The following is a 16,564-nucleotide window of genomic DNA, read 5'->3' on the forward strand; positions in this document are numbered from 1 at the left end:
ATCGGGCCCCGGCCCGGGGCCCCGGTACCTGATCGGGTCCACCGACAGGCCGTCAAATCGGACCAAAGGGATACTCCTGCCATGGATGCATCTCTTCGCCCCGGCCGGGTGCGCCGTGCTGCCCTGCCCCTGACCGCCGCCGTCGCCACCGCCGTTCTCCTGGGCGGCTGTTCGGACTCCGGCTCCGCCGCGGTCAAGGCATCGCCGAGTACGTCCGCGAGTGCGTCGGCGAGCTCTTCGACGGCTCAGCGCAACGGCTCCGACGGGACCGGCAGCCTGCAGAGCGACTACCAGCGGGTGATCAAGAACGTGCTGCCGTCGGTCGTGCAGATCGACGCGTCCAACAGCCTCGGGTCGGGCATCGTCTACGACGACCAGGGACACATCGTCACCAACGCCCATGTCGTGGGCAACGAGCAGAGCTTCAAGGTGACGACGTCCGGCAGCAGTTCGGCGGTCACCGCCCGGCTGGTCGCCGCCTATCCCGAGCAGGACCTCGCGGTGATCAAGCTGGACTCGGTGCCGGGCGGGCTGAAGGCGGCCAGGTTCGGCGACTCGGCCAAGGTCGAGATGGGCCAGATCGTCCTGGCGATGGGCTCCCCGCTGGGCCTGTCCTCCAGCGTCACCCAGGGCATCGTGTCCGCGACCGGCCGCACCGTCTCCGAGGGCCAGGGCGGCGGTGGGACCGGCGCCACCATCGCGAACATGGTGCAGACCTCGGCCGCGATCAATCCCGGCAACAGCGGCGGCGCCCTGGTGAACCTGGACAGCGAGGTCATCGGCATCCCGACGCTCGCCGCGACCGACCCGGACATGGGCGGCAGTGCGGCGCCCGGCATCGGCTTCGCGATCCCGGTGTCGATGGTGAGGACGGTCGCCGACCAGATCATCAAGAGCGGCAAGGTCACCGACTCGGGCCGGGCGGCACTCGGCATCACCGGCCGCACCGTGGTCGACGCGGGCTACCAGCCGGCCGGCGTCGCGGTCGTGCAGGTCGCGGCGGACGGCGCCGCGGCCAAGGCGGGCCTGAAACCGGGCGACATCATCGTCAAGGTCGGCGACACCGCCATCTCGACCATCACCTCGCTCACCGAGGCGCTGGCCGCGGACAAGCCCGGCCAGAAGGTGCAGGTCACGTACACGCGTGACGGTGCGAAGAAGACGGCCGAGGTCACGCTCGGCGAGATCTGAGGGATCTTCCGAGGCGGGCCGGGGGCGCTCCACGCGCCCCCGGCCCGGTGTCAGGCCTGGTCGGCGTGCAGGCTCATCGGGCCGTAGATCCGGGTGCCGTCCTCGGACAGGAAGACCTGGTCGGCCCCGCCTTCGAGCAGGTCCTTCCACACCTCACCGATCCAGGACTCCGCATCGCCCTGGGTCGTGAACTCCTCCGGCACCACCGCCGGCTCGACCTCCGTACCGTCCGACTTCTCGAAACGCCACGTCCACGCCATGTCCGCCTCCTGGGTCACGTTGCTGCCCGCAGCGTAACCGGGCGCGCAAGAGGGCCGGTGACGCGGGAGGATCGTCCCTGTGGAACTGACTCTCCTCGGCACCGGGGCCCCCACCGGCCTGCCGCGCCCCGACTGTCCCTGCGCCGCGTGCGCCGTCGCCCGCGGCGGTGACGCGCGGGCGGCGACCGCCCTGCTCGTCGACGGCGCGCTGCTGCTCGACCTCACCCCGGGCGCGGCGCTCGCCGCCGCCCGCGCCGGGCACACCCTCGCGGGCGTGCGCCAGGTGCTGCTCACCCATCCGCACGCCGGGCCCGCCGTGGAACTGCCCGCCGGACTCCCCGCGGCCGGGCGGGTGCCGGACGGCCGCAGGCTGACGCTGATCAGCGGCCACCGGGTGCTCGCGGTGCCGCTGGACTCGCCAGGGACCGGGTACGAGGTGACCTCGCCGGAGGGCGAGCGGCTGCTCTACCTGCCGCCGGGCGGCGCGCCCGCCGGGCCCGCCGAGGTGCGGCCGTACGACATGGTGGTGGCCGATGTCGCCGGTCGGCCCGACGCGCTGGCGCGGCTGCGGGCGGCGGGCGGCATCGGTCCCGCGACCGATGTGATCGCCGTCCACCTCGACCACGACGTGCCGCCCGGGCGGGAGTTGGAGCGCCGGCTCGCGGCGCTCGGCGCGCGGGCGGTCCCCGACGGCACGACACTCGTCGTCGGCGAGTACCACGCGGTGCCCGACCTGCCGCGCCGCACGCTGGTCCTGGGCGGCGCGCGCTCGGGCAAGTCGGTGGAGGCCGAGCGGCGCCTCGCGGGGTTCCCGGGGGTCGTGTACGTGGCGACGGGCGGCGCCCGTGACGGAGACGCCGAGTGGGCCGCGCGCGTCGGCCTGCACCGCGAACGCCGGCCCTCCTCGTGGCGCACCGAGGAGACCTGCGAACTCGCCCCGCTGCTCGCCGAGTCGGGCCCGCCGCTCCTGATCGACTGCCTGGCGCTGTGGCTGACCGACGCGATGGACCGGGTCGGCGCCTGGGACGACGAGAAGTGGGCGGCGAGCGGCGAGCGGGCGCTGCGGGAGCGTACGGCCGAACTCGTCGCGGCGGTCCGGGGGACCTCGCGGACGCTGGTGGCGGTGAGCAACGAGGTGGGCTCCGGGGTGGTCCCTGCCACGTCGTCGGGGCGGCGGTTCCGGGACGAACTGGGGCGCCTGAACGCGGCGTTCGCGGCCGAGTGCGAGCAGGTCCTGCTGGTCGTCGCGGGGCAGGCGCTCACGCTGCGCGGCTGACTCGGGCGTGCTGGCGGTACTGTTCGGCAAATGAGCAGGCTGAACCTGGACGACTTCTCCGATCTGATCGAACGCCCCGACAACGGTGTGCGGCGGGACGCCGAGGAACGCCGGGAGCGCCTCGCCGTGCCGCCCGGCGCGCTCGGCCGGCTCGACGAGCTGGCCGGCTGGCTCTCGGCGGCGCAGGGCGCCAACCCGGTCCGGGCCGTCGAGCGGCCCCGCGTGATCCTCTTCGCGGGCGACCACGGCGTGGCCGGACTCGGCGTCTCGGCCCGCCCCGCGTCCTCGGCGCACACGCTCGTACGGTCCGTCCTGGACGGCGCGAGCCCCGTCGCGGTGCTCGCCCGCCGCCAGGGCGTCCCGGTCCGCGTCGTCGACGCGGGCCTGGACTGCGACCCGGCCCTGCTGCCCGAGGACGTCGTACGCCACCGGGTGCGGCGCGGCAGCGGCCGGATCGACATCGAGGACGCGCTCACCGTCGAGGAGGCCGAGGCGGCCGTACGGCTCGGCATGAGGATCGCCGACGAGGAGGCCGACTCCGGCACCGACCTGGTGGTGCTCGGCGACCTCAGCGTGGGCGGCACCACCCCCGCGGCGGTGCTGATCGCGGCGTTGTGCGGGACGGACGCCTCGGTGGTCACCGGCCGCGGCGGCGCCGGGATCGACGACCTGGCGTGGATGCGCAAGTGCGCCGCGATCCGGGACGCGCTGCGCCGGGCGCGGCCGGTTCTCGGCGATCAGCTCGAACTTCTGGCCGCCGTGGGAGGCGCGGACCTTGCCGCGACCACCGGTTTCCTGCTGCAGTGTGCGGTGCGCAGACTGCCGGTGATCCTGGACGGGATCGTCTCGTCGGCCTGTGCGCTGGTGGCTCAGCGGGCGGCTTTCCGGGCTCCGGACTGGTGGCTCGCGGGCCAGCTGAGCGGCGAGCCGGGCCAGTCGAAGGCATTGGACCGGATGGCGCTCAACCCTCTGCTCGATCATGGCGTCACAGTGGGCGAAGGAACCGGGGCATTGCTCGCTCTTCCCCTCGTACAAGCCGCGGCCGCACTGGCCGCGGAGCTGCCCGAGCGCACCGACCAGCGCGCGGAGAGCGCCGAGGAGAGCAGCGACGCGTGAGCCGCGCCGGAGCCGGAGGGGGCTCCCCCCCTCGGCTCCGTCCGCGACCACTGTGGAACGCTATGCCGCCATATCATCGCGTTTCATGGGAGAAGTCCGCTTGAGCACCACCGAAGGCACGAACCGGAGCACGCCCCGGTCGCGACGGGGGGCGGCGTTCGCCGTCTGGTACCTGCGCGTCGTGACGTTCATCAATTTCCTCAGTGCCGTATGGGTCACCCTCGGCCAGGGGCTTCGGCGGCACAACCAGGACGACTACTTCACTCCGTACCTCCTCGAAGCCGGCTTCACCTCGGGCGTCGTCACGCTGTTCCTCGCCGTCACCATGCGGCGGCGCAAGCGGGCCGCCTGGATCCTCAACATGGTGCTCGGCGGGCTGTTCCTGGCGCTGTTCGCGCTGGCCATGGCCTTCCCGGACATCAACCGCTACGCGCAGAACTGGGTCTCGCTCGCGCTGACCGCGGCCTTTGTCCTCGCGCTGCTGATCGGCCGCCGCGAGTTCTACGCCAAGGGCGACCGCTCCAACCCGCTGGCCGCCGTCGCGACCGCGATCGGCGGTCTGCTGCTCACCTCGCTGATCGCGGCGGTCCTGGTCAGCGCCACCAACACCTATGACGGCACCGACCACTCGACGTTCCTGGAGCGCTGGCGCTACGGCGTGATGCGGCTCGTGTTCCTGGTCCCCGACGACCGGCACACCCAGGGCATCACCACGCCCGGCTGGGTCAACGTCACCATCAACGTCCTCGCCACGCTGCTCCTGATCGCGGTCATCTACGCCGCCTTCCGCAACCGCAAGGCCGTCGACCCGCTCACCGTCGAGGACGAGGAGAAGCTGCGCGCGCTCCTGGACAAGCAGGGCGAACGCGACTCGCTCGGCTACTTCGCGCTGCGCCGCGAGAAGGCCGTCATCTGGTCGCCGACCGGCAAGGCCGCCGTCACCTACCGCGTGATCAACAGCGTCTCGCTCGCCTCGGGCGACCCGATCGGCGACCCGGAGGCCTGGCCCGGCGCGATCGAGCCGTGGCTGGCCGAGGCCCGCGAGCACGGCTGGATCCCGGCCGTCACCGGCGCCAGCGAGGAGGCCGGGCAGATCTACGCGCGGCACGGCCTGGACGCGCTGGAGATGGGCGACGAGGCGATCGTGGAGACCGCCGAGTTCACCCTGGAGGGCCGCGCGATGCGGACCGTGCGCCAGGCGTACAACCGGGTGAAGAGGGCCGGGTACGAGGTGCGGATCCGCCGTCACGCGGACATTCCTGCCGAGGAGATGAACGAACTTCTGCTGAAGGCCGACGACTGGCGCGACGGCGCCACCGAACGCGGCTTCTCGATGGCGCTCGGCCGGCTCGGCGACCCCGCGGACGGCCAGTGCATGATGCTCGAATGCTTCGACGGCGAGGGCGAGTTGAGGGCGCTGCTCAGCTTCGTACCCTGGGGCCCCAAGGGGCTCTCGCTCGACCTGATGCGCCGTGACCGGGATTCCGAGAACGGCCTGATCGAGTTCATGGTGATCGAACTCCTGCAGCGCGCCAAGGAGATCCAGATCACTCAGGTCTCACTGAACTTCGCGATGTTCCGTTCCGTCTTCGAGCGCGGCTCGAAGCTCGGGGCAGGACCCGTGCTGAGGCTGTGGCGCTCGCTCCTCAGCTTCTTCTCCCGCTGGTGGCAGATCGAGTCGCTGTACCGGTCCAACGCCAAGTACCGGCCGATCTGGGAGCCGAGGTTCACCTTGTTCGAGAAGAGCGCAGACCTGCCGAGGATCGCCATCGCGTCCGCGCGCGCCGAAGGGTTCCTGGAGGCCCCGGGGCTGCCCAAGTGGCTGCACCGCAGGCATCTGGAATCGCAGAGATGAGCGGCCCGCGCGGGAGCGTCGCGGGCCGGTTCGCCGAGCGCGAGTGGGGGCCGCTGTACAAGACCGTCAAGTACGCACTGCGCACCCAGCGCTGGCGGGCGATCCCGCTGACGATCTCGGCGGTCCTGCTCACCTCGGTCTTCCAGATCATCCAGAACCAGTCCTGGGGCTTCAGGCCGATCCAGATCATCGGCTCCGTGAAGGCCGAGTACCCGCTGTGGATCTCGCTCCTGCGCACCCCGTTCTCGCTCTTCGTACCGGCCCTCGACCTGCCGGTGTGGGGCGCGCTCGCCCAGGTGCTGCTCGTGTTCGGCATCGCGGAGATCTGCATCGGGCGGGGCCGGATGCTGCTCATCGCGTACGCGGCGACGCTGGCCGGCACGCTGTACGCGCGGGTCGGCATCCACATCGGCCCCGACAGCGTCTTCGGACTGCCCGCCTCCGCCGCCAAGATGGTCGACACCGGCCCCTCGGCGGCGGTGGTCGCCCTCGCGGTGTACGTGTGCTGGCGTTACCGGGCGTACTGGACGGCCGGGACGGTGGCGTTCGCGATGGTCGTCGAGGTGGTGCTCAAGAACAACCTCGCGGGCAAGGAGCACATCGCGGCACTCATCGTGGTCGCCGTGATCTGCTGGATCACCCATGTACGGCGGAAGCGGCGACGCGACCGCCATGATCAGGGGCGGCGTACCGGGAGCCTGTCGGGTGCGCCGCCGATCCAGTCCTGAAAGCGGCGCCGCGGCCGTGACCAGCGCCGGTCGTGGTGGTAGGCCCTGAGCCCGGCCTTGGCCCTGGCCCGCGGCCGGTTGCGGTAGAAGCGCCGGGCCCACGGGGAGCCGGGCCGGGCGAGCCGGATCGCGCCGAACAGCGCCACGAAGGGCACGAACGTGCCGATCATCGCGAGCCGCACCTTGCCCTTGAACAGCGAGATCAGCACGAAGCAGAAGTTGATCGCGATCGTGGTGACGAACGAGCCCCGGCTCTGCCGCTCCTCGGGGCTCACGTCGTTGACGCCGAGCGGTGAGAACCCGGCGAGCACCAGCGTCATGAGGGCGGCCGCCATCACCACGATCTCGACGCTCTTGCGCCCGCTCTCGCTCCAGTACACGTCGTCGAGGTGCAGGATCAGCGCGAACTCGTCGAGGACCAGGCCCGCGCCCATCCCGAACAGAACGGCGAAGATGGCCGCCGCGATCCCCCGGCGGCCGCTGCCGACCGCCCCGAAGCCGCCGACGACGGTGAGGATGACCCCGGGCACCACATGGTGGATGTGCATCCCGCCGGGCTTGATGTTGCGGAACGGGCCGCGCCCGGCCCGGATCAGACGCGTGATGGAGCGCGTGACCAGGAACGTCACGACGAACGCGGCCAGCGCGAGCAGCATGGGGAGCTTGCCCGGCTCGGTGATGTTCCGGTAGAACCAGTGACCCATACCACCCGCCCTTGTTTGCGCCGGTATGCGCAATTTACCGCCGCCCGGGGGTGGAGTGCTCGGGATACCCTGCGCCGGGTGAACCCCAGCAAGGCCCTGCACGGCGTACGTTTCGCCTTCGGCACCCTCACCGTCTTCCCCGCCCGCATCACCCGGTGGGACCGCGCCGCCGCCCGTGCGGGGATGACGCTCGCCCCGCTGGCCGGCCTGGCCGTCGGCCTGTGCGCGGCGGCCGCGGGCGCGGGGTTCTGGGCGGCCGGGGCCGGGTCGCTGCTCGTGGCGGTGGTGAGCGTGGCCGCGCCCGCCTTTCTGACCCGGGGCCTGCATCTGGACGGGCTCGCCGATGTCGCCGACGGGCTCGGCAGCGCCAAGCCCGCCGAGGACGCGCTGCGCATCATGAAGCGCAGCGACATCGGCCCGTTCGGGGTCGTCGCGCTGCTCTTCTGTCTGCTTGCCCAGATCGCCGCCCTGTCCCGGCTGTACGAGGACGGCTGGGCCCGGGGTGCCGCGGCCACCGTCGTCTCGGCCGTGGCCGCCCGCACCGCCCTCACGCTGGCCTCCCGGCGCGGGGTCCCGGCGGCCCGGCCGGAGGGGCTCGGCGCGGTGGTGGCGGGCACGGTGCCGGGCCGGCGCGCGGCGCTGGTCGCCACCCTGGTGACGGCGGCCTCCGCGGCGGCGGGGCTGCTCTTCGGGCCCTGGTCGGCGCTGCACTTCGCGCTCGCCGTGCCGGCCGGGCTCGCCGTCGCTCAGGTGCTGCTGCGGCGCTGTGTCCGCAGGTTCGGCGGGGTGACGGGCGATGTGTTCGGGGCGGTCGCGGAGGCCTCCGCGACGGTGACGCTGGTCGCCCTCACCCTGGGCTGAGAGCCTGAGCCTCAGCAGGGTTGGCGCCACACCAGCAGGTCGTACTTCTTCTCCATCGAGCTGAGGCCCAGCTTCTTGGACTCGGCGCAGAACTTGGCCGGCGGGAGTTCGTACTCGACGTGGAAGACGGCCTTGCCCGCCCTCACGAACGGCGTGAGCTTGTCGCACTCGCCGTACTGGGCGCACTGTTCGTTGACCGCGAAGTCGAAGTGGGCGAGCAGCTGCGGGATCTGGTCGAGGTCGTTCTTCAGGCCGACCGCCAGGCCCCGGTCGTGGGCCAGCTTCGCGACGAGCTCGTTGTATCTGAGCTGGTCGGCGGCCTTGAGGGGGAAGCCGGTGTCGTTGTTGTAGCCGTCCATGTTGTCCGGCTCGACCGCGTCGAACCCCTTCGCCCTGCACACGTCGAAGCGTTTGGCGATCAGCGGTTCGAGGACGTCGGTGCGGCGGATGTCGAGCCAGCGCTCCCCGTCCCAGCCGTTGCCCTTGCCGAGCACCTCCTGGGGGAACTGCTTGGCGTCGGGCCGCCAGTTCTCCCAGGCGCCCGTCGAGACATAGCAGATGACCTTGCGGCCCCGGCGGTGCAGATCGGCCACGGCCGCCGCGTCCTGGTCGACGGCGTCGATGTCGTACACCTGGACGTCGACGGTCGCGTCGAGCTTGCCCTTGAGCTGCCACTGCCAGGTCAGGCCGGGCTTGGGCTGCCAGTGCGGGCCGGAGGGGGCGGGCGGCACGGTGTCGCCGTCGCCTCCGTCCCCGTCGTCGGGGCCGTCCGGGGAGCTGGTGCACGCCGCGAGCAGGAGCAGCGGGACAAGCAGCCAGAGTGAGCGTTTCACCGGACGGGCTCCAAGCGGTGCGGCAACGTGCCCCAGGGGTGCGGCAGTTGACCGGGGACGAGGCAGTGGACCGGGGCCTGGGCGACCGCGTCGGGCGGGGCCGCGTACACCAGATGGCAGGTGTCGGGGCCGGTCGGCCTGACCTGCCCGGCCGACCGGTACTCGGACCAGGGCCCCTCGAAGGTGACCAGGAGGTCGGCGAGCCGGGCGTAACCGGGCTCCGGGACGGCCCCGTGGTTCAGGACGAGCGTGACGTACGTGTCGTACGTGGCGGCCAGCGCGGCCCGCAGGTCGGCGTAGTACGGCAGTTGGAGGGCGGAGGTGGCCGCCTGGTCGAGGAAGAGCCCGTGCACCCCGTACCAGGCGCGGTGGCGGGCCGCCTCGCGCACGACGTCCTGCGGGGGGCGTGCGCCGTAGGCGGTGTCCACGTAGCCGAGTACCCGCACGCCCGCCGAGCGCAGCCTCTGGGCCACCTCGGCGAAGGCCGCGTCGGCCGAACTCCCGGCGCCGTTGGCCGGGTTGAGGACGACTCCGTACAGCGAGGGCGCGGCGGCGATCAGCGCGTCCCATGCCTCCGGCTGCTCGGCCGGGTGCTCGTAGTAGGGCACAAGGAGTTTGCTCACGTGCTTCCTCGCAGCGCGCTCGGGGTGATCGGGGTTCTCGGTGGCGTCATGGGCGGTGGGCGGTCGCCCTTCCCAGTAGGACACAGACCAGCACGGCAAGCAGCGCCGCCGCGGCCCCCGACACCATCGGGCCGGTCGGCGGCGGCGCGCCCGCTATCAGCGCCAGCGTCTGGGCCACGGCCGCCGTGCAGCACACCAGGGCCGCGCCCGGCGCCGCCCCGAACGACTGGAGCAGCAGCCCGGTCCACAGCACCGCACCGATCAGGAGCAGCGTCGCGAGGCGCGGGCCGCCGAGGGCCGGGGCGCTGGGCCACAGCCGGGTGCCCGCCTCGGCGAGCCCGGCCAGGATCAGCAGGTAGGCACCGAGGCAGACGGTCACGGTGGCGACGACCGAACCGCGGAACCCCCGTGCGCTGGACGTGGTCCGAAGCCCCGCCAGGCTCTCGGCACGGAAGCGGTGCAGGAGCCATTCGGCGGGGCCCATGCTGAGGGTGAGGGCGACCGCGGAGGGACCTGCGACCGCCCCCGCCGAGCCGTGCCGGAACACGTCGCCGAGGGCGGCGTACAGCACGAGGACGCCCGCGCCGAGCCCGAACAGGCCGTACGGGACGGAGGCGGCGATCCGGGGCGAGACGGCGCCGCGCGGCCCGGGTCCGGCCGCCTCGCCGCGCAGCGCGAGCACGGCAAGCGTCACGGCCGCGGTCAGCGAGACGAGCAGCAGCACCGGTCCGGCGAAGGACGGCAGCCCCGGTACGACGCCGAGGGGCAGCGGCGACAGGGCCCAGAACAGCGGGCGTTCGCGGCCGAGCACGAGCAGCGCGGTGGCCGCCGCGAGATAGCAGCACTGCCCCGCGGCGAACGCGGCGGCGGGCAGCTCGCCCGGCCCGGTCGCCGCGAGGGCGGCGAGCGAGCTGAGGGCCGCGCCGAGCGGGGCTCCCAGGCGCAGGGCGCGGACGGCGGCCGGGCGGTCGGCGAGGCTGAGCCAGGAGTGGGCGCGGTGCGAGAGCGACTGGTTCCACACCCAGCCGGTGACGGCCCCGGCGAGCAGCGGAATGGTTCCGGCAGGAAGGCCGAGCGTGCCGCGGGGGCCGGACAGCAGGGGTGCGCCCAGGACGTAGGCGAGCCCGGGCAGCGCGAAGACGAGCCCGCGCAGGAGGCAGGAGCCGAGGTGGGCGTGCCAGGGTTCGGCGGGCGGCGCCGCGGGCTCGGGGTAGCGGCGCTCGACGCGGCCGTAGAGCGCCTCGGCGAGCGAGAAGGAGTCGGGGTGCCCGTACACAGCTCTTATCTGAGCGTCCGACATGCCGTCGGACTCGATAATGGCGGCTATTTCATCCGGATGGACGGCGGCCGCTATCAAGTCCTCCAGGCGCAGGGCGAGTTCGGAGAGGGGGTCGTCCTCGGGCAGTCTGGGCAGGCGCTGGCGCGGGATGAAGGGCAGGGTGTCCTGCCCCTGATCCCCGCCGACCCACAGGGAACCGCTCACCTGGGCGCCCCGCCGAGGGCCCTGGGCCGCCGGTCGTCGGACAGCTCGCGGACCCAGGGGCCGGTGAGCCGCAGGGTCCAGTCGTCCTCGGGCGTGAACTCGGCCAGGGCGGGCTCGGGTTCGGGGTGTCCGGCGAGTTCCAGGTAGATCCGCCGGAAGCCGTCCACCGAGCGGTGCAGGGTGAACTTGTCGATCACGCGCTGGCGGGCGGCGGCGCCCAGCGAGGCCCGCCGCTCGTGGTCGCGGAGCAGTCCGATGGCCGCCTCGGCCATCACCGCGGGCTCGCGGGGCGGCACGACGAGACCGGCCTCACCGGCCGCCTCCCGTACGCCTCCGACGTCCGTGGACACGGTGGCGCGCCCGCACGACATGGCCTCGATCAGCGAGAACGGGAAGCCCTCGCTGATGCTGGAGAGCATCACGACGCTGCCCGATGCGTACGCGCTCGCCACGTCGCTGACCCGGCCCTCGTAGGAGATGCCGTCGGTGACGCCGAGTTCGGCGGCCAGCTTCTCCAGGCGGGTCTTGTAGTCCTCGCCGCCTGCGGGCACTCCCCCGTACAACCGCAGCCGGGTGTCGGGGAGTTCGGCACGGACGATGGCGTACGAGCGGATCAGGGTCTCCAGGTCCTTGATCGGGTCGATGCGTCCGCACCAGCTCAGGGTGGGGACGGCCGGGTCGGGTCCGGCGTGCGGGAAGAGGTCGGGGTCGACGCCGTTGTAGACGGTGCGGATCCGCTCGGACGGGGCGCCGCCGCGCTCCTCCCAGCGGCGGTTGTACTGGTTGCACGGGGTGATGAGGTCGGCCTTGCGGTAGCCCATGGTGTTGAGCTCCCGGTAGAAGCCGAGCAGCACCGCCTTCACCGGCCAGCTCTGCTCGCCGGTGCGGTAGCCGAGGTAGCGCTCGCGCAGGTAGATGCCGTGTTCGGTGAGCAGGAACGGCACGCCGTCGAAGTGCTGGGCGGCGAGCGCGGGCAGCGTGGCGAGGCCGCTGCTGACGGCGTGCGCCACGCTGTCCGCCGGGATGCGGGCGGACAGCGGGCGCAGCGCGTGTTCCAGGAGGTCGGTCGCGGTCAGGGCGTCGTGCACGGTGGGTTTCGCCCTGGACAGCGCCAGGTGCGGCATGGTCCAGATCCACATCAGCGACTTCAGCGCCGCCTCCGAGCGGAGCGCCGTCGAAAGACGCCCGGCCCGGGCGAGCTCCGCCAGGCCGTACAGGGCCGAGGCGAAGTCGCAGCCGGACTCCGGGTCGAGCATGGCGAGCAGGAAGCGCTCGTAGGTGTCGGTGAACCGGCGCCTTTCCTTGCCGAGGAGCGGCCGGCGCCTGCCGGGCTGCGGCCCCCACAGGGGGAAGGCCGTGTGCCGGTAGACGTTGGCCGGCAGCTCCCAGGCGACCGGCTCGCGGCCGCTGCCGGTGAGGGCGACGACGTTGAAGTCGACCTCGGGCATGCCGCGTACGAGCTGATCGCACCAGGTACTGACGCCCCCGTGTATATGCGGATATGTGCCTTCCGTGAGCATGGTGACATGACGGCCACTGCTCGGCATGGATGTCCCCCCAGGACAAGCGGTCGTGCGTGACGAGCTGTTGATCAGGCCGGCAGCTTCAGCGTGATCGCCGACTGGAGCAGCTCGGGCGAGGACCAGTCGGAGCGCTGACCCGCGTACGGCGTCCCGAACGCGGTGGTACCGAGGAGCAGTTGCTTGCGGGTGCCCTCGGGTGCCGTGATCGGTGCGGCCACCCCCTTCGGAGCCTGCACGGTGACAGTGTCGCCGATCCGGTAGGCGGTCACCGAACCGGAAGCCAGTGCCTTGTCCCAGGACGCCCGGCGGGCGAACTCGGTTCCCGCGTCCTTCTCGCGCAGGTTCACGATCGGCGCGTTGTCGGCGTAGAGGGCCTTGTAGTCGCCGAGGACCTTCTCCAGGACCGGGTAGAGGATCCGCTCCTCGGCCAGGTTGGACTGGTGGACGTAGTGCGGCCGCGGGTCGTTCCACAGCACGTGCGACAGCGCGGTCTTGGCCTCCCTCGGCACGATGTACGCCTGGTAGCCGGTGGCGGTGTCCAGCGGCGCGGTCATGCAGGTGGAGGCCGGGTTGTTCTCGCAGACGCCGCTGCCGCCGTCGGCCTTGGAGGTGTACAGCCAGTTGTACTCGTCGGTCATCTCGGCGGCCTTGCCGACGTTGTAGTACACGTTCATCGGGTGCCGGGGCACCGTCAGGGCGGCGCCGACCGCACGCTGGTCCGGCTCGCGCGAGGCGTCGCTGCCGGTCCACTTGACGCCGTTGTCGGCGAGCGCGCCCGCCAGGTTCGGGTTGTCGTCGGGCTGCTGCGGCAGGACCTTCATGCCGGAGTGCTCACCGGTGACGAGCTCGCTCCTGTCCACCGGGAGGCCCTTCTGGGCGGCCCAGGTGTTGTTCTGCGAGATCTGCGCGGAGATCTCGGCCCGGCTCATCCACTGGGTGGAGCCGTCGGCGTTCTTCTTGCACTGCCACGGCACGACGGTGTTGTCCTGGACACAGCCGAGGAACTCGTGCGTCCACGTGTGGTTCACCCAGCGGTACTTGGCCTTGTCGGCGAGCAGTTGGGCGGCCAGCGCGTCGGTGCCGCCGTTCTCGGACTTCCACTCCTCGCCGGCGCCCGCGTTGAAGACCATGTCGAGCGTGAACCCGTTGGTCTGCTCCCACTGGGCCGCGTACTGGGCGTCGGCCGCGGTCATGCGGATGTCCGTGTTCGCGGTGCCGCCGGTGGGGCAGTCGAAGTCGCCCGGGGTGCAGTTGTTGACCGAGTCCCAGCGGGAGTCGGGCGCGAACACGTCGTCCACGTGCACCGAGAAGTAGTTGCGGCTCTGGCCGAGATGCACCCCTTGCGTCACCCACTCCACCATGCCCTTGGCCAGCGCCTGGAACTGCTCCTGGTACTGGTTGTAGGCGAAGGTGACGACCAGTTCGCTGCGGCCGTCGTGGGTGTACTGGCCGAGCAGGGTGCCCCCGGTCGGCGCGTCGAGGTAGCTGGTGAAGCCGTCCCTGGGGTGGCCCGCGTAGCCGTAACTCTCGGGCACCGCCGGGTCGTTGTCCTCGAAGGTGAGCGGCCCGTCGAGGTAGCCGAACGGCCCCGCCTTGCCGGCCGCGGTGACCTGGGACTTGGCGCCGTCCAGGACGCCGGACCAGCCGCCGTTCTGATCGGTGTAGTCGATGCCGACCTCGGGGTGCGCCCAGGTGTACGCGTCGACCTGACGGATCCCGAAGGTCGTCTCGTACGCGGCGAGGGCGGCCTGCTCGGGGGCGGCCGCGGAGCCGAACGGGATCTCGTTGGGCGCGACGACGCCCTGGAACTTGGCGCGCGGGCGCCCGCTCACGGTGTCGCTGAGGAAGGCGGCGTTGACGGTCGGCCGGCCCGCGGCGCCCAACACGACCGTCTGGTACGGGACTCCGGTGTTCTTCAGCTCGGCGACGACGGCCGCGACCGCGCTTCCGCCGTCGTCGAGGACCAGCACCTTCAGATCGACGCGCGGCGCGACGGTGGCCGCCGCGTTGGCGGCCGGGATGGCGGTGGTGAGCAGTCCGGCAGCCATCAGCGCCGTGAGCGCAAGCCTGGTTCTGCCCATTTTCAAGGCCTTGGCCTTCATTTGTCCCCCCAAAAAGAGTCTCCGTACACGGAGTGTGCATGGAGAACCTGTGGTGATGATGCAAACGAGCACGGTGCCCCCTGTGCCCGATTGAGGCGAGTGTGACGGAGGTCTCATCCAGCGTGCGGGCCAAACGTGAAAGAGACACCACGGATGAGTGAATTACGGCCACCGCTATCGAACGCCGTCACCGCGCGTAGGCTCGTGACCGCTGGTCGGCCTGCCCGAAATACGATGGCCCCGGTCCCGGCCGGACCATCCGACGGTCGAACACTCCACAGGATTCTCAAGGAAGAGAGATCTCACCACCGTGACTGCTCTGACTCTCAGCACTGCCGGTGCGGCGACGCTGCGCGCCGACGCCCTCGTCGTCGGCGTCGCCAAGGCCGCCGGCCCCAAGGGTGGGCTGGTCGTCGCGCCCGGCGCCGAGGCCGTGGACAAGGCGTTCGACGGGAAGCTCGCCGCTGTCCTGGCGACCCTCGGCGCCAGTGGTGCCGAGGGTGAGGTGACCAAGGCCGTCTCCCCCGCAGGCCTCAAGGCCCCGTTCGTCCTCGCGGTGGGCCTCGGCACCGCCCCCGCCGCCGACGAGGCCTACGCCTCCGAGGTGCTGCGCACCGCCGCGGGCAACGCCGCCCGCGCCCTGCACGGCATCAAGAAGGCCGCGTTCGCGCTGCCGATCGAGGCCGCCGAGGACATCGAGGCGATCGGCGAGGGCGCCCTCCTGGGTGCGTACGCCTTCACCGCCTACCAGGATCGCGGCGCCGACGCCAAGGGCCCGCTCGCCGAGGTGGCGCTGCTCGGCGCCAAGCCGCGCGACAAGGCCCACAAGGCCGCCGCCGAGCGCTCGATCGCGCTGGCCGAGGAGATGAACCGCGCTCGCGACCTGATCAACACCCCGCCGAACGACCTCACCCCCGAGGCCTTCGCCGCGGTCGTGTCGGCGGCCGGCAAGGAGCACGGCCTCAAGGTGCAGGTCCTGGACGAGAAGGCGCTGGAGAAGGGCGGCTACGGCGGCATCCTCGGCGTCGGCGTCGGCTCGGAGAACCCGCCGCGCCTGGTGAAGATCTCGTACACGCACGCCAAGGACGCCAAGCACCTCGCGTTCGTCGGCAAGGGCATCACCTACGACTCGGGCGGCATCTCGCTCAAGCCGGCCGGCCACAACGAGACGATGAAGTGCGACATGAGCGGCGCCGCCGCCGTGTTCGCCGCCGTCGTCGCGGCCGCCCGCCTGGGCCTCGAAGTGAACGTCACCGGCTGGCTCGCGCTCGCCGAGAACATGCCGTCGGGCTCCGCCACCCGCCCGGGTGACGTCCTGCGCATGTACAGCGGCAAGACCGTCGAGGTCCTGAACACCGACGCCGAGGGCCGCCTGGTCCTGGCCGACGCGCTGTGGAAGGCCTCCGAGGAGAAGCCGGACGCGATCATCGACGTGGCGACGCTCACCGGCGCCATGGTCCTCGCGCTCGGCGACCACACCTTCGGGATCATGGCCAACGACGACGCCTTCCGCACCGCGATCCACGAGATCGCCGAGGAGTCCGGCGAGCAGTCCTGGCCGATGCCGCTCCCCGCCAACCTGCGCAAGACCATGGACTCCCCCACCGCGGACCTCGCCAACATGGGCGTGCGGATGGGCGGCGGCCTGGTGGCAGGACTGTTCCTCAAGGAGTTCGTCGGCGAGGGCATCACCTGGGCCCACCTGGACATCGCGGGCCCGGCCTTCAACGACGGCGCCCCGCACGGCTACACCCCCAAGGGCGGCACCGGCTCCTCGGTGCGCACCCTGCTCCGGCTCGCCGAGCGCACCGCCTCGGGCGACCTCGGCTGACAGCCCGCGCACAGCCGACACAGTGGGCGGCCCCGGGCATACGCGCCGGGGCCGCCCGTGTTCGCACTCCGTACCGTCACGCTTCGGCCGGATTTCGCTGTCGATGAAATCCGTACGCCGTCGCGATGCGGTGGAGTCACCCCTGAGAAGCGCCGAGTCAGGCGACCAGGCGTCTCAG

The 16,564-nt window shown here is 72.0% G+C and carries 14 protein-coding genes; 7 read left to right on the plus strand and 7 right to left on the minus strand.

Going from position 1 to position 16,564, the window contains the following annotated elements; translation table 11 throughout:
- Positions 1–81 precede the first annotated feature (81 nt).
- Positions 82–1,191 (plus strand): S1C family serine protease, encoded by a 1,110-nt coding sequence (locus ACWC2B_RS00120; protein WP_450714152.1) that lies wholly within the window; start codon positions 82–84, stop codon positions 1,189–1,191.
- Between the two features lie 50 nt (positions 1,192–1,241).
- Here the strand turns inward: ACWC2B_RS00120 and ACWC2B_RS00125 are convergent, their stop codons facing one another.
- The gene (locus ACWC2B_RS00125; RefSeq protein WP_386001090.1) at positions 1,242–1,451 is read right to left on the minus strand and encodes a hypothetical protein; all 210 of its coding nucleotides are present in this window, start codon (positions 1,449–1,451) and stop codon (positions 1,242–1,244) included.
- Between the two features lie 79 nt (positions 1,452–1,530).
- Here ACWC2B_RS00125 and ACWC2B_RS00130 point away from each other — a divergent pair, with 79 nt between their 5' ends.
- The 4 genes from ACWC2B_RS00130 (at position 1,531) to ACWC2B_RS00145 (ending at position 6,426) form a co-directional block, all read left to right on the plus strand.
- Complete coding sequence (locus ACWC2B_RS00130) at positions 1,531–2,727, plus strand: bifunctional adenosylcobinamide kinase/adenosylcobinamide-phosphate guanylyltransferase (protein ID WP_450714153.1); 1,197 nt, start codon at positions 1,531–1,533, stop codon at positions 2,725–2,727.
- Between the two features lie 30 nt (positions 2,728–2,757).
- Positions 2,758–3,843 (plus strand): nicotinate-nucleotide--dimethylbenzimidazole phosphoribosyltransferase, encoded by a 1,086-nt coding sequence (gene cobT, locus ACWC2B_RS00135; protein WP_450714154.1) that lies wholly within the window; start codon positions 2,758–2,760, stop codon positions 3,841–3,843.
- An 85-nt stretch (positions 3,844–3,928) separates the two neighbouring features.
- Complete coding sequence (locus ACWC2B_RS00140; RefSeq protein ID WP_450714155.1) at positions 3,929–5,698, plus strand: phosphatidylglycerol lysyltransferase domain-containing protein; 1,770 nt, start codon at positions 3,929–3,931, stop codon at positions 5,696–5,698.
- Positions 5,695–6,426 carry a hypothetical protein gene (locus tag ACWC2B_RS00145; protein ID WP_450714156.1) on the plus strand — a complete coding sequence of 244 codons (732 nt, stop codon included), beginning with the start codon at positions 5,695–5,697 and terminating at the stop codon, positions 6,424–6,426. The genes ACWC2B_RS00140 and ACWC2B_RS00145 overlap by 4 nt, the downstream gene beginning before the upstream one ends.
- Here the strand turns inward: ACWC2B_RS00145 and ACWC2B_RS00150 are convergent.
- A complete protein-coding gene (locus ACWC2B_RS00150; protein ID WP_450714157.1) occupies positions 6,375–7,130 on the minus strand; it encodes a hypothetical protein in 756 nt (251 codons plus the stop codon). The two genes, ACWC2B_RS00145 and ACWC2B_RS00150, sit on opposite strands and share 52 nt — an antisense overlap.
- Positions 7,131–7,208: 78 nt before the next feature.
- On the opposite strand from ACWC2B_RS00150, the gene ACWC2B_RS00155 reads away from it, so the two are divergent.
- Entirely contained in the window at positions 7,209–7,991 is a 783-nt protein-coding gene (locus ACWC2B_RS00155; protein WP_450714158.1) for an adenosylcobinamide-GDP ribazoletransferase, read from the plus strand.
- 11 nt (positions 7,992–8,002) lie between these two features.
- Here ACWC2B_RS00155 and ACWC2B_RS00160 read toward each other — a convergent pair whose 3' ends face one another.
- From ACWC2B_RS00160 to ACWC2B_RS00180, 5 genes are read right to left on the minus strand one after another with little or no spacing between them, the layout of a single operon-like run.
- Positions 8,003–8,824 carry an endo alpha-1,4 polygalactosaminidase gene (locus ACWC2B_RS00160; RefSeq protein ID WP_450714159.1) on the minus strand — a complete coding sequence of 274 codons (822 nt, stop codon included), beginning with the start codon at positions 8,822–8,824 and terminating at the stop codon, positions 8,003–8,005.
- Positions 8,821–9,447 (minus strand): spherulation-specific family 4 protein, encoded by a 627-nt coding sequence (locus tag ACWC2B_RS00165; protein WP_450714160.1) that lies wholly within the window; start codon positions 9,445–9,447, stop codon positions 8,821–8,823. The genes ACWC2B_RS00160 and ACWC2B_RS00165 overlap by 4 nt, the downstream gene beginning before the upstream one ends.
- Positions 9,448–9,493: 46 nt before the next feature.
- The gene (locus ACWC2B_RS00170) at positions 9,494–10,930 is read right to left on the minus strand and encodes a hypothetical protein (RefSeq protein ID WP_450714161.1); all 1,437 of its coding nucleotides are present in this window, start codon (positions 10,928–10,930) and stop codon (positions 9,494–9,496) included.
- Entirely contained in the window at positions 10,927–12,477 is a 1,551-nt protein-coding gene (pelF, locus tag ACWC2B_RS00175) for a GT4 family glycosyltransferase PelF (protein WP_450714162.1), read from the minus strand. The genes ACWC2B_RS00170 and pelF overlap by 4 nt, the downstream gene beginning before the upstream one ends.
- Positions 12,478–12,521: 44 nt before the next feature.
- Positions 12,522–14,534, minus strand: a complete 2,013-nt coding sequence (locus ACWC2B_RS00180) for a hypothetical protein (protein ID WP_450714163.1) — start codon at positions 14,532–14,534, stop codon at positions 12,522–12,524.
- Positions 14,535–14,865: 331 nt separating this feature from the next.
- On the opposite strand from ACWC2B_RS00180, the gene ACWC2B_RS00185 reads away from it, so the two are divergent.
- The gene (locus ACWC2B_RS00185; RefSeq protein WP_450714164.1) at positions 14,866–16,386 is read left to right on the plus strand and encodes a leucyl aminopeptidase; all 1,521 of its coding nucleotides are present in this window, start codon (positions 14,866–14,868) and stop codon (positions 16,384–16,386) included.
- Positions 16,387–16,564 lie beyond the last annotated feature (178 nt).

Source organism: Streptomyces sp. NPDC001415, from assembly GCF_053597395.1.